Origin of the sequence: Paraburkholderia sp. J7 (assembly GCF_905220155.1) — a bacterium.
Classification (GTDB): Bacteria; Pseudomonadota; Gammaproteobacteria; order Burkholderiales; family Burkholderiaceae; genus Paraburkholderia.
On the sequence record NZ_CAJMYZ010000001.1, the window covers coordinates 292873 to 305935 of the forward strand.

Annotated in this window: 13 protein-coding genes; 10 read left to right on the forward strand and 3 right to left on the reverse strand. The window is 65.0% G+C overall.

What is annotated here, in order from left to right; all coding sequences use genetic code 11:
• Positions 1-118 precede the first annotated feature (118 nt).
• Positions 119-1162 (reverse strand): L-glyceraldehyde 3-phosphate reductase, encoded by a 1044-nt coding sequence (mgrA, locus tag U5A58_RS01335; RefSeq protein ID WP_321907368.1) that lies wholly within the window; start codon positions 1160-1162, stop codon positions 119-121.
• 243 nt (positions 1163-1405) lie between these two features.
• On the opposite strand from mgrA, the gene U5A58_RS01340 reads away from it, so the two are divergent.
• Positions 1406-1612 (forward strand): DUF3185 family protein, encoded by a 207-nt coding sequence (locus U5A58_RS01340; protein WP_201698297.1) that lies wholly within the window; start codon positions 1406-1408, stop codon positions 1610-1612.
• 34 nt (positions 1613-1646) lie between these two features.
• Here U5A58_RS01340 and U5A58_RS01345 read toward each other — a convergent pair whose 3' ends face one another.
• Complete coding sequence (locus U5A58_RS01345; protein WP_321907365.1) at positions 1647-2408, reverse strand: phytanoyl-CoA dioxygenase family protein; 762 nt, start codon at positions 2406-2408, stop codon at positions 1647-1649.
• A gap of 538 nt (positions 2409-2946) precedes the next feature.
• On the opposite strand from U5A58_RS01345, the gene U5A58_RS01350 reads away from it, so the two are divergent.
• On the forward strand, positions 2947-3315 hold the full coding sequence (locus tag U5A58_RS01350) for a hypothetical protein (protein ID WP_321960010.1): 369 nt from the start codon (positions 2947-2949) through the stop codon (positions 3313-3315).
• 153 nt (positions 3316-3468) lie between these two features.
• Here U5A58_RS01350 and metK read toward each other — a convergent pair whose 3' ends face one another.
• Positions 3469-4659 (reverse strand): methionine adenosyltransferase, encoded by a 1191-nt coding sequence (metK, locus tag U5A58_RS01355; RefSeq protein ID WP_321907362.1) that lies wholly within the window; start codon positions 4657-4659, stop codon positions 3469-3471.
• Positions 4660-4921: 262 nt separating this feature from the next.
• Here metK and U5A58_RS01360 point away from each other — a divergent pair, with 262 nt between their 5' ends.
• The 8 genes from U5A58_RS01360 (at position 4922) to hslV (ending at position 13053) form a co-directional block, all read left to right on the forward strand.
• Positions 4922-5809, forward strand: coding sequence for a lipid A biosynthesis lauroyl acyltransferase (locus tag U5A58_RS01360; RefSeq protein WP_321907360.1), 888 nt, complete (start codon positions 4922-4924; stop codon positions 5807-5809).
• Positions 5810-5879: 70 nt separating this feature from the next.
• Positions 5880-6746, forward strand: coding sequence for a diaminopimelate epimerase (dapF, locus tag U5A58_RS01365; RefSeq protein ID WP_321960011.1), 867 nt, complete (start codon positions 5880-5882; stop codon positions 6744-6746).
• Between the two features lie 137 nt (positions 6747-6883).
• Complete coding sequence (locus tag U5A58_RS01370; RefSeq protein WP_321907356.1) at positions 6884-7567, forward strand: DUF484 family protein; 684 nt, start codon at positions 6884-6886, stop codon at positions 7565-7567.
• A 57-nt stretch (positions 7568-7624) separates the two neighbouring features.
• Positions 7625-8527, forward strand: a complete 903-nt coding sequence (xerC, locus tag U5A58_RS01375; RefSeq protein WP_321960230.1) for a tyrosine recombinase XerC — start codon at positions 7625-7627, stop codon at positions 8525-8527.
• A 75-nt stretch (positions 8528-8602) separates the two neighbouring features.
• Positions 8603-9805: a class I SAM-dependent rRNA methyltransferase gene (locus tag U5A58_RS01380; RefSeq protein ID WP_321907354.1), complete on the forward strand. Its 1203-nt coding sequence runs from the start codon at positions 8603-8605 to the stop codon at positions 9803-9805.
• Between the two features lie 231 nt (positions 9806-10036).
• Positions 10037-11122 (forward strand): GTP-binding protein, encoded by a 1086-nt coding sequence (locus tag U5A58_RS01385; RefSeq protein WP_321960231.1) that lies wholly within the window; start codon positions 10037-10039, stop codon positions 11120-11122.
• Positions 11123-11726: 604 nt separating this feature from the next.
• Entirely contained in the window at positions 11727-12146 is a 420-nt protein-coding gene (dksA, locus tag U5A58_RS01390) for an RNA polymerase-binding protein DksA (RefSeq protein ID WP_028203189.1), read from the forward strand.
• A gap of 370 nt (positions 12147-12516) precedes the next feature.
• Entirely contained in the window at positions 12517-13053 is a 537-nt protein-coding gene (gene hslV, locus U5A58_RS01395) for an ATP-dependent protease subunit HslV (protein WP_321907352.1), read from the forward strand.
• Positions 13054-13063 lie beyond the last annotated feature (10 nt).

Genomic DNA, 13063 nt, shown 5'->3' on the forward strand with positions numbered 1-13063 from the left:
CACATGACAAACCGAAGAATGGCGCGCCTCGCTGCCGCTGCACGCACTTACTCGATCTTTCGCGCATAAAAAAACCGCCTCGCAAGGAGGCGGTTCGTTGTGCCGGGAAACGTGCCGTTCAGATGTGCTGATCAGTCGACGGCTTCTCCCACAGGTTCACGCCGCCTTCGGTCGCATAGCGGTCGATTTCCGCGAGTTCTTCCTTCGAAAACTCCAGGTTCTTCAACGCCGCAACGTTCTCGCGCACCTGCTCCGCGCGGCTCGCGCCGATCAGCGCCGAGGTCACGCGGCCGCCGCGCAGCGTCCAGGCAATCGCCATTTGCGCGAGGCTCTGGCCGCGGCGCAGCGCGAGGTCGTTGAGCTTGCGCACGTGCTCGATGTTCTGTGTGCTCAGATGCTCGCTCTTGAGCGAGCCGCCGCCCGGGCGGTTCACGCGCGCGTCTTCGGGCACGCCGTTCAGGTACTTGTTCGTGAGCACGCCCTGCGCGAGCGGCGTGAACGCGATGCTGCCTGTGCCGAGGTCCTCGAGCGTGTCGAGCAGTTCTTCCTCGACCCAGCGGTTGAGCATGTTGTACGACGGCTGGTGAATGAGCAGCGGCACCTTGTATTCGGCGAGCAACTTGGCCATTTCGCGCGTCTTGGCAGGCGAATACGACGAGATGCCGACATACAGCGCCTTGCCCTGCTGCACGGCCGTGGCCAGCGCGCCAGCCGTTTCCTCGAGTGGCGTTTCCACGTCGAAACGATGCGAATAGAAGATGTCGACGTAGTCGAGGCCCATGCGCTGCAGGCTCTGGTCGAGGCTCGCGAGCACGTACTTGCGCGAGCCGCCGCCCTGGCCGTACGGGCCCGGCCACATGTCCCAGCCTGCCTTCGACGAGATCAGCAACTCGTCGCGGTACGGACGGAAATCGTCCTTGAAAATGCGGCCGAAGTTCGTTTCGGCGCTGCCGTACGGCGGGCCGTAGTTGTTCGCGAGGTCGAAGTGCGTGATGCCGAGATCGAACGCGGTGCGCAGGATGTCGCGCTGGGTCGAAATCGGCGTGGTATCGCCGAAGTTGTGCCACAGACCGAGCGACAGTGCGGGCAGCTTGAGCCCCGACTTGCCGCAAAAGCGGTACTGCATGTCCGAATAGCGTTCTGAGGCTGCTTCGTAAGCCATGGTGATCCTCGGCGAAAACGGGTAGTGAGCGAAGGGATGGGCGCGGGCGCGCTGTGGGGCGTGCTGCTCGCGTGAGGCAGCTATGTTAGCCAATCCGCCCGAGCCGTGCAGATGCCCACTATGCGGGAAAGGCCATGTAAGGTACGCGGGCGCGCACGCCGGGCCGCGAGAAAAACTCGCTCCCTGGACGCGCCGCGGCCACTCGCCTACACTGCGGCGTCCATCCTTTGCGAGAGGTTGTTCATGGCCAAAGCGATATCGATCGCGCTCATCGCCTGTGGCGTCGTCCTGTTGTACTTCGGCGGCCAGTCGCTCCATTCGTTCGCGAACGACATGTCGCGTCTCTTCACCGGCGCGCCCACCAACCGCACGATCCTCCTGATCGGGGGCGGCATCGCAGCAACGCTCGCGGGCATCACCGGCCTCACGATGTCGGGGCGCCGGCGCTAGGCGAACGCCACGCAGCGCCGGCCCGGAACTTCACTCAGAACTTCACCTCGGGCTTGGCCGCCGAGCGCGTGCCCGGCAGCGGCACGTTGCTCGCGCCGTGGTACGTGTACACGAGCGAAAACTTCACCTGATCGCTCTGGTTCTGCCCCGCCGAATGCAGCGTGTTGCAGTGGAAGAAAACCACGTCGCCGGCGGCGAGCGTCGGGGCGATCGCGCGGTCGATCCACGCCTGGTTCTCGGGCAGGTCGGCGCGGAAGAATTTCGCGGCGTCGAAGCGCTCCGAGGTGAACGGCGCCTCGTGCGAGCCCGGCACGAACCACAGGCCGCCGTTTTCCATCTTCTCCGGTCCGAGCGCGAGCCAGACCGAAACGAGGTCGTCGCGCTCGAACGACCAGTAGCGCACGTCGCGGTGCCAGCCCGTGAGGCTGCCGTAGTGCGGGTGCTTCGTCATCATGCAGTTGTGATGCGCGCACGAGAGGACCGGCTCCTCGCCGAAATACAACTCCATCCACCCCGCGATTTCCGGCGACGTGGCCCATTCGCGATACAGCGCGTGGCGCGAGTACGCGTCGAGCAAACGCCGCACCGTATGGCCGCCCGGGGCGTCCTTCGATTCGGGCGCGCCGGGGTAGCGCAAATCGGCTTCGAATTCGAGCGGCGCGGCAGCCGCCTGCAACTGCTCCTGCGCAACCTGCTTGATCGCCTCGCAGCGCTCGGGCGAGACGAGCCCCGGCACGACCACGAAGCCGCGCTCGCGCAGCGCCTGCACCTGTTCTTTCTTTGACTGGACTGACATGGGACTTCCGTTATGCGATCTCGATGCGAGCAAGGGCCGCAGCCTGCGTTGTGGCTTCGTTACACGATGACGCGAAACGACGAGGCCGAGGCGTCGGCGCGCGCCGACGCTTCGATTGTAAAGCGTGCCGGCACGGCGGGAAGGACCACGCTGTCACACGAGGTGGCTCCATGCGTCGCGTCGATGGAGCCGCACGCGAATGGCGCGCACGCACCGCGATGAGGACAAAGGGTGGGATCGTGTGCATCAAAGGCGCGCAGGGCCGGGTATTAACCGACTTTCTGCGGTCATGATTCGCGTGTAGCCTGTTGCGCATGTTGTTTTACATTGTCGAATTCTCATCGCACGGACGGATCGCCGTGAACGCCTTGCCGCACAAGGCGCTCCAACAGAAGAATCCGTCGCGTCGCGTCCTACGCCGCGCCATGCGGCCCGTCTCCCGTCCACCCAATTCGTGATGCCCTGGAAGACAGGCACGTTTGCTGCTCGACGCAAAGCGTCGCGCGAGGCGCACCTCGAACCCGATTGCTCAACCGCCATGCATACCCTCTTCGATACTCAACGCATGTCTCACGCCGCCCACACCGCCCTGAAAGCGGCCCGTCCGGCCCGCCGTCATCTGGTGCGCGCACTGCGCCACCACGCCGCACGCACCCGCGCGCTCGCACAACAGGTTCGGGAGACGAAGCCCGTCGACGGCATGCGCACCTGGTTCCACTCGTTCTTCGCCGTACTGCGCATGCGCTCGGGCTCGCGCCACTTCTCGCTGCGCACGCTGCTCTATCGCCCGAACGCGCCGCTGCGCACGCTCGCCGCGCCCGCCACGGTGCATGTGGCGCGCAGCACGCGCAAGCCGCGCCGCATGGGCGCGAGCAGCACGGGCTGGTTCGGCTTCGCCATGCGCTAAGACCCGCGCGCGGCCCACGCTGCGCAGTTCGCAGCAGGCACCGCAAAAAACAAAAACCCCGCACGGGCTTGCGCCCTGCGGGGTTTTTCTTCGGCACCACATCGCGCTTGACCGGCGTTGCCGCCGGCTGGCGCGATGCCAGCTTGCGAATGCTTACGCGATGGCTGCGCTCACCGGCTCCGTGCCGGCGGCTTCGGCCAGCGCGAGTGCGCGGTCGGTCGCTTCCCACGAGAATTCCGGCTCTTCACGGCCGAAGTGGCCATAAGCGGCGGTCTTTTCGTAGATCGGGCGCAGCAGGTCGAGCATCTGGATGATGCCCTTCGGACGCAGGTCGAAGTGCTCGCGCACGAGCTTCGTGATGGTCGCATCCGACACCTTGCCGGTGCCGAACGTGTTGACCATGACCGAAGTCGGCTCAGCCACGCCGATCGCGTACGAAACCTGGATCAGGCAGCGCGACGCGAGGCCGGCGGCCACGATGTTCTTCGCGACGTAACGGCCAGCGTAGGCGGCCGAACGGTCCACCTTCGACGGATCCTTGCCCGAGAACGCGCCGCCGCCGTGCGGGGCTGCGCCGCCGTACGTGTCGACGATGATCTTGCGGCCCGTGAGACCGCAATCGCCCTGCGGGCCGCCGATCACGAAGCGACCGGTCGGATTCACGAGGAACTTGATGTCGCCCTTGATGAGTTCAGACGGCAGCACCGGCTTGATGACTTCTTCGATCACGGCTTCGCGCAGCGTGCCAAGGTCGATGTCCGGCGAGTGCTGCGTGGAGAGCACGACGGTGTCGATGGCGTGCGGCTTGCCGTCGACGTAGCGGATCGTGACCTGCGACTTCGCGTCCGGACGCAGCCAGGGCAGACGGCCGTCGCGGCGCAGGTTCGACTGGCGCTCGACCAGACGGTGCGAAAGGTGGATCGGCAGCGGCATCAGCTCGGGCGTTTCGTCGCACGCATAGCCGAACATCAGGCCCTGGTCGCCGGCGCCCTGGTCGAGGTTGTTGTCGTGTGCGCGGTCCACGCCCTGGGCGATGTCCGGCGACTGCTTGTCGTAAGCGACGAGCACCGCGCAGCCGCGGTAGTCGATGCCGTAGTCGGTGTTGTCGTAACCGATGCGCTTGATCGTGTCGCGCGCGACCTGGATGTAGTCGACGTTGGCCGTGGTGGTGATTTCACCGGCGAGCACGACGAGACCCGTGTTGCACAGCGTTTCCGCTGCAACGCGCGAGTACTTGTCTTGCGTGAGGATGGCGTCGAGGATCGCGTCCGAGATCTGGTCGGCGACCTTGTCCGGATGGCCTTCGGAGACGGATTCGGAGGTGAAGAAATAGTCGTTTGCCACGTGTCAGGCTCCTTGTAGCTGGTGACGGTTGAGTTCACGTAGCCAGCTTCGGGAGCTTTGAAGCGGCGACGCTTTAGCGGAATTGCTGCCCGGTTGTTGTCAGTGACTCGGTCATTGACTGGCATCCGGCTTCGCCCCGCAAGTTGTCTATTAACTCGGCGAAGCCCTTATTATAGCGACTTCCTTAAATTGTCGCAGGGTACTCCCGCGTGCCGTTCGTTTCCTTCCTCACAGTTTGCAAGCCTTGCAGCGGAGTTCACGCATGCTAGGCAAACTCGGCTCCCGTTTCGCCATCGGCTTGCTCAAGCTGTTCGCGATCCTGCCCTATGGCTTTGTCGCGCGTCTGGGCGACGGCCTCGGCTGGCTGCTCTACAAGATTCCGAGCCGCCGCAAGCGCGTTGTTCATACGAATCTGCGCCTGTGCTTTCCCGAGTGGAGCGACGAAAAGCGCGAGGAAGTGGCGGGGCAGCACTTCCGTCACGCCATTCGCAGCTACATGGAGCGCAGCGTGCAATGGTTCGCCTCGGCGAAGAAGCTCGAAAAGATCGTCGAACTCGACAGCGAGATCGATCTCACCGATCCGAACCTGCCGCCCACACTCTTCCTCGGCTTGCATTTCGTGGGCATCGAGGCGGGCTCCATGTTCCTCAACTACTCGCTGCACCGGCCCTGCGGCTCGCTCTACCAGCCGTTCTCGAACCCCGAGTTCGAAGCCGCGGCGAAGGCGGGACGCAGCCGTTTCGGCGCGGAAATGGTCAGCCGCGCGGACAGCGCGCGCGCCGTGCTGCGCTGGCTGCGCGACAAGAAGCCCGTGATGCTCGGCGCCGATATGGACTACGGCATGCGCAATTCCACGTTCGTACCCTTCTTCGGCGTGCCGGCGTGCACGCTCACGGCGGTCGGGCGTTTGGCGAAGGTGGGTCATGCGCAGGTCGTACCGTTCATCGGCGAGGTGTTGCCCAATTACAAGGGTTATCGGCTGAAAGTGTTCAAACCTTGGGAAAATTATCCAACCGGCGACGACGATCTCGACGCGCGCCGCATGAACGCTTTCCTCGAAGAACAGATTCCGCGCATTCCCGAGCAGTATTACTGGGTCCACAAGCGCTTCAAGACGCGGCCGCCGGGCGAACCCAGCGTCTACAGCTGAACGATGCGCTGAACGTTGCGCCCACGCTCGAGGCCCGGGTTTTCGCCCGGGCCTCGCTTACAATAACGGCATGAAACTCAAATTCACCAAGATGCACGGCGCGGGCAACGACTTCGTCGTGCTCGACGGCTACAGCCAGGACCTCGCGCTCACGCCCGAGCGCGTGCGCGCGCTCGCCGACCGCCACTTCGGCATCGGCGCGGACCAGTTGCTGATCGTCGAGAAGCCGACCGTGGAAGGCGTGGACTTCCGTTATCGCATCTTCAATTGCGACGGCGGCGAGGTCGAGCACTGCGGCAACGGCGCGCGCTGCTTTGTGAAATTCGTGCGCGACCGCAAGCTCACCGATTCGAACCGTGTGCGCGTGCAGGTCCAGAAGGGCACGATCACGCTCGTCGTGCAGGAAAACGGTGAAGTCGTCGTCGACATGGACCGTCCCGAGTTCGAACCCGCGCACGTGCCGTTCAACGCGAACGGCCTGGAAGGCCGCCGCGAAGGCAACGACACGCTCTGGCCGCTCGACGTGAATAGCGCCCGGCGCTGGGTGTCGGTCGTCTCGATGGGCAACCCGCACGCAGTGCAGGTGGTCGACGACGTCGAAGCGTACCCGGTGAAGGCGGAAGGCGCGGTCATCGAAACGCACGCGCGCTTCCCGAACAAGGTGAACGCCGGTTTCATGCAGATCGTTTCGCGCAACGAAGTGAAGCTGCGCGTATTCGAGCGCGGCGCAGGCGAAACGCTCGCGTGCGGCACGGGTGCGTGCGCGGCCGTGGCGGCGGGCATTCGCCGCGGGCTGCTCGACTCGCCCGTGAAGGTGCACACGCATGGCGGCATGCTGACCATCGCCTGGGACGGCGCGCGCGACGAATCCGCCGCGCTCACCATGGCGGGCCCGGCCGCCACCGTGTTCGAAGGCGAGATCGAGCTGGCCGACTAGCGCGCTTCGGGCCGAATTCGGCTCGCTTCGGGCCTTGCGGCGCACGTAATGAGAGAACGTCGCGCCGCACGAAAACTCAAACGCATGACAGACTGCGCGCCACCGTGCGCGCCTTACAACTACAACGCGTCCACAACATGAACGATCGCGAAGTTGCCGACTATCTGCTCGCCCACCCCGATTTTTTCGTTGAGCATGCCGAACTGCTCGCGACGATCAAGCTAGGCAATCCGCACGGCAAGGCTGCCGTTTCGCTGCAGGAACGCCAGATGGAAATGCTGCGCGAGAAGAACAAGCATCTCGAGCGCCGTCTTTCGGAGCTGCTGCGCTACGGCCACGAGAACGATTCGATCGCCGCGAAGTTCAACCGCTGGACCACGCGCATGATCGCCGAGCGCGATCCGCACGCGCTGCCGCGCTCCATCACGCAGAATCTGCGCGACGTGTTCGACATGCCGCAGGCCGCGCTGCGCCTGTGGGACGTGGCCGAGGCCTACGGGCAGGCCGATTTCGCGCGCCAGACCGGCGAGGAAGTGCGCATCTTCGCGAACAGCCTCGAAACGCCCTACTGCGGCGCGAATACAGGCTTCGAGGCCGCGCAATGGCTCGACTCGACCGACGGCACCGCTGAATCGGTCGCGATCATCGCGCTGCGCGTACCCGCCGTTGCCTCGAACGATGCGCCAGCGGGCGAAGCCTTCGGCCTGCTGGTGATGGGCTCGCCCGACCCGCGCCGCTTCCACGACGGCATGGCTACGGACTTTCTCACGCAGATTGGCGCACTCGCGAGCGCGGCGCTCTCGCGCCTGCTGCCGCACTGACGCTCATCCAGGCCGCCCAACGTGAACCCAACCGATCCGATCGCCGACTATCTCGCGATGCTCGAACACGAGCGGCGGCTCTCGGAGCACACGCTGCGCGGCTACACGCATGAACTCGACGAGCTGAAGAAGCTCGCGGGCGGCAAGCCGCTCGAATCGGTCACGCCCGCGCAAGTGCGCGGCGCGGTGGCGCGCGCGCATGCGGGCGGCCTTTCGGCGCGCTCCATCGCGCACCGGTTGTCGGCCTGGCGCGCCTTCTATCGCTGGCTCGCGGGCCGCATCGAAATCGACGCGAATCCCGTGGCCGCCGTGCGTGCGCCCAAACGCGCCAAAACGCTGCCGAAGGCGCTTTCCGTCGACGACGCCACGCATCTCATGGAAGCGCCCGCCGTCGCCGGCGTGGAAGCAGGCGGCCCCGAGGCGTTGCGCGACCGCGCCATGCTCGAGCTGTTCTACTCGTCGGGGCTGCGTCTCGCGGAACTCGTGGGGCTCGATGTGCATTACGTGAAGCGCGACGGCTACGAATCGGCCGGTTGGCTCAAGCGCGACGCCGCCGAAGTCGAGGTGCTCGGCAAGGGCAACCGTCACCGCATGGTGCCGGTCGGGCGCAAGGCGCTCGACGCGCTCGACGCCTGGCTCGCCGCCCGCAGCGCCTTCGTCAAGCACGACGACGCCCCGCTCTTTCTCTCCGTGCGCGGCAACCGCATGGCGCCGGGCGTGGTGCGCGAGCGCGTGAAGCGCGCCGCGATCGCGGCGGGCATTCCGGCGAACGTGCACCCGCACGTGCTGCGCCACTCGTTCGCCACGCATCTGCTGCAGTCGAGCGGCGACCTGCGCGCCGTGCAGGAACTGCTCGGCCACGCGAGCATCGCGGCCACCCAGGTCTACACGTCGCTCGACTTTCAGCATCTCGCGAAGGTCTACGACACCGCGCATCCGCGCGCCAAGAAGCGCGATTAAAGCGCGGCGGAGTTCGCGCCAAGTGGCATGCAACGCCACACTGCGCCTGCTCCGTCACCCAGCATTGAAGCCATCATGAATATCGTCACCCTCAAGCCGTCCAAAGAAAAATCCCTGCTGCGCCGCCATCCGTGGGTCTACGCGAACGCGATCGAGCGCGTGGAAGGCAAGCCCGCGCCCGGCGCAACGGTCATCGTGCGCGCGGCCGACGGCCGCTTTCTCGGGCGCGCCGCCTACAGCCCGCATTCGCAGATCCGCGCGCGCGTGTGGAGCTTCGACGAAAACGAGCCGATCGACCATGCGTTCTTCAAGCGCCGCGTGCAGCGCGCCGTGGCCGACCGCCGCGCAATGGTGAGCGGCACGGGCGCGGTGCGCCTGATCTTCGGCGAGGCCGACGGCCTGCCGGGCCTGATCGTCGATTACTACATCGAAGACGGTGGCGAAGGCCGCGGCCAGCTCGTGTGCCAGTTCATGGCGGCCGGCGTCGAGGCGTGGAAGGAAGCGATCGTGGCGGCGCTCACCTCGGCAACGGGCTGCCCGAACGTGTACGAGCGCTCGGACGTGTCGATCCGCGAGAAGGAAGGGCTCGAACAGATCACCGGCCTGCTCGCCGGCAGCGAGCCGCCCGAAACGATCATCACGAGCGAGAACGGCGTGCGCTATCACGTGGACGTGCGCAATGGCCACAAGACCGGCTTCTACGTGGACCAGCGCGACAACCGCGCGCTCGTGCAGACCTACGCGCGCGAGCGCGAGGTGCTCAACTGCTTCTGCTATACCGGCGGTTTCTCGCTCGCGGCCATGAAGGGCGGCGCAAAACGCGTGGTGTCGATCGACTCGTCGGGCGAAGCGCTCACCACGGCGCAGAAAAACGTCGAGGCGAACGGCTTCGATGCGGCGCTCGCCACCTGGCTCGACGCCGACGCCTTCAAGACGCTGCGCCGCCTCTACGACGAAGGCGAGCGCTTCGACCTCGTGGTGCTCGATCCGCCCAAGTTCGCGGCCTCGCGCGAGCACGTGGACCGCGCCGCGCGCGCCTACAAGGACATCAATCTCACCGGTTTCAAGCTGCTGCGTCCGGGCGGTCTGTTGTTCACCTATTCGTGCTCGGGCGCGATCGATTCGGCGCTGTTCCAGAAGATCGTGGCGGGCGCCGCCGCCGACGCCCGAGTGGACGCGCGCATCCTCAAGCGCCTGGGCGCCGGCGTGGATCACCCGCTGCTCACGGCGTTCCCGGAAGGCGAATATCTGAAGGGCCTGCTGTTGCAAATCGCCTGAAGCGGCCTTATTTGAGCCCTTTGGGCGGCGCGCCGCTGCGCCTCTTTCACGGCGTCTGTTCCCGCCCCGAATGGCGCTCGCCGGTCTCGCACCCGGCCGCCGCATGCGGGCGCGGCGCAGATATGTTTCAATAGGAAGTTATGTTGTAACACTCGAAGGCCGCGACAGCATGAAGCGGCGCGCCCGAACGTACCCCCGAACACCTACCAGGCAGACAGCATGGCAACCAGCATGATTCCCGTCACCATCCTGACCGGCTTTCTCGGCAGCGGCAAAACCACGCTGCTCAAGCGCATCCTGAACGAAAAGCACGGCATGAAGATCGCCGTGATCGAGAACGAGTTCGGCGAAGAGAACATCGACAACGAAATCCTCGTGCAGGACAGCAACGAGCAGATCATCCAGATGAGCAACGGCTGCATCTGCTGCACGATCCGCGGCGATCTCTCGCGTGTGCTCGGCGACCTCGCGCAGCAAAAGCGCGACGGCAAGCTGGACTTCGACCGTGTGGTGATCGAAACCACGGGCCTCGCGAATCCGGGCCCGGTCGCGCAGACGTTCTTCATGGACAACGAGATCGCCGACGAATTCCTGCTCGACGCGATCATCACGCTCGTGGATGCCAAGCACGGCAACCATCAGCTCGACGAACACGAAGTAGTGCAGCGCCAGGTCGGTTTCGCCGACCGCCTGTTCATCACGAAGGCCGACCTCGTCGACGAGCAAGAACTCGCCGACCTGCGTCATCGCGTGCTGCACATGAACCCGAAGGCGCAGATCCGCCAGGTGAATTTCGGCGAGGCCGACATCAAGGAAGTGTTCGACCTGCGCGGCTTCAACCTGAACGCCAAGCTCGAAATCGACCCGGACTTCCTCGCCGAAGACGATCATGACCACGGTCACGCACACGCGCATGATCACGCGCACGATCACGATCACGCCGACTGCGACCACGATCACGGCCAGTGCAGCCACGAAGGCCACGACCACGGCCACCACCACCACCACGCGCATCACGACGACAAGATCAAGTCGTTCGTCTACCGCAGCGACCGCCCGTTCGATCCGAACCGCCTGGAGGACTTCCTCGGCGGCATCCTGCAGATCTACGGCGAGCGCCTCCTGCGCTACAAGGGCGTGCTCTACATGAAGGGCGTGGACCGCAAGGTGGTGTTCCAGGGCGTGCACCAGATGATGGGCAGCGACCTGGCCGCCAAGTGGCTGCCGATCGAGAAGAAGAGCAGCAAGATGGTGTTCATCGGCATCGAGCTGCCGCAGGACCTCATCACCGACGGGCTCGACGCCTGCCTCGCCTGACGGAATCCTCCCGTTTTCCAGGCTTTTTCAGATACGCCCGGCCCACAGCCGGGCGTTTTCGTCTGGATTTTGCGCGCCGCAACGTGGCGCTGGCGCTGCGTCTGCGGCCTGCGCCACGATCTCTTCCTGCTTCGTGCGCCAAATAACGTACCCGACCATCGCTTTTTCACGATTGGCGCGTTATATTTTCTGGATATCGACCGGTCCGCAAACGGCCTGGTGACAGGCGGGCCACTGCAGGGATTTCCCGCTTGCGGCGCAAGTTTGCGGTTCGGTTACAATACGGCCCCACTGGAAGAGAGGTGCCCCGGTTTTCAGCCGAGGGACGCCCCACCGGCAGCGCATCGCGTCGCAGCGCGCAGTCGGTACGATATATGCCTCAGGAGCATCTGAAGACCGGTTTCCAGAGGAGTTCGGCCCCGCAGCGGCGCTTCGGGCGTCACGACAGTTCATCGTCCGTGCCCGCCAGCGCGCAATAACGGCGCGGTAACTGCGCCTGGCAAAGTGGTAAAGGTTGGTAAAGGCCACCGCGGCCACTGCGGGCAACACAAAAGTGCAGGCAAGATGTGCCAGTTTTGCCTCACTCATTGAAGAAGCAAGCCAGATGACGACGAAACGACTCTTGACCGAAGCCGAAATCCTGAAGATGAGCGACAAGGATTACATGAACGAGGATCAGCTCGCCTTCTTCAAGAACCGGCTCGAACAGCTGCAGGCGGAAATCCTCCGCAATGCGGGACAGACCACTGAGAATCTGCGCGAAACCGTGATCGTTCCCGATCCGGCCGACCGCGCGACGATCGAAGAAGAGCATGCGCTCGAGCTGCGCACGCGCGACCGCGAACGCAAGCTGCTCAAGAAGGTGCAGCAATCGCTCGCGCGCATCGATTCCGGCGACTACGGCTGGTGCGAAGAAACGGGCGAGCCGATCGGCATCCCGCGTCTGCTCGCGCGCCCGACCGCCACGCTCTCGCTCGAAGCGCAGGAGCGGCGCGAACTGCGCCAGAAGCTGTTCGGCGATTGAGCTTTTTTCTGGCCGCGAAGCGCTGCTTGCGCGGCTAGCAACTTGCCTTCCCTGTCGAAGCGCACGGAGCCCCGTGCGCTTTTTTATTTTGCGCGCGGGTTTTTCTTCGGCCGTCCCGCCCCCTTCGCCATGCGCGCCCGCCAGCGGACACCGCGCCGTTTTCTGCACCCGCGGCCCTTGATATGCCCAGCGCCGCCCTAAACTCCAGGTGATATGCGCTCGCGGCGCATTCAAGGCGCGCGACGCACCCGGATTCAGGGCAGTGGCGCCCCAATGCATGTAAAGCGCGCGAGCGCCGCTGCGCCCACCGAAAGCGGCAGGCATTCCACCTACGCATCCAACCCGGCATCAACGGTAAAAAGGAACGCACATGGAGCAATTTCACGGCACGACGATCGTATCCGTGCGGCGCGGCGACAAGGTCGCGCTCGGCGGCGACGGCCAGGTCACACTCGGCAACATCGTCATGAAGGGTGGCGCGAAGAAGGTCCGGCGCATTTACGGCGGCAAGGTCATGGTCGGCTTCGCCGGCGGCACCGCCGACGCGTTCTCGCTGCTCGACCGCTTCGAAGCCAAGCTCGAAAAGCACCAGGGCAACCTCACGCGCGCCGCTGTCGAACTCGCCAAGGACTGGCGCACCGACCGCATGCTGCGCCGCCTCGAAGCCATGCTGATCGCCGCCGACGCGACCACAACGCTCGTGATCACCGGCAACGGCGACGTGCTCGACCCCGAAGAAGGCATCTGCGCGATCGGCTCGGGCGGCGCGTACGCGCAGGCCGCAGCCCGCGCGCTCGTGGACAACACCGAACTCTCGCCGCGCGAGATCGTCGAAAAGTCGCTCGAAATCGCGGGCGACATGTGTATCTACACGAATCACAACCGCGTGATCGAAACCATCGAATAACTCGCGAAAC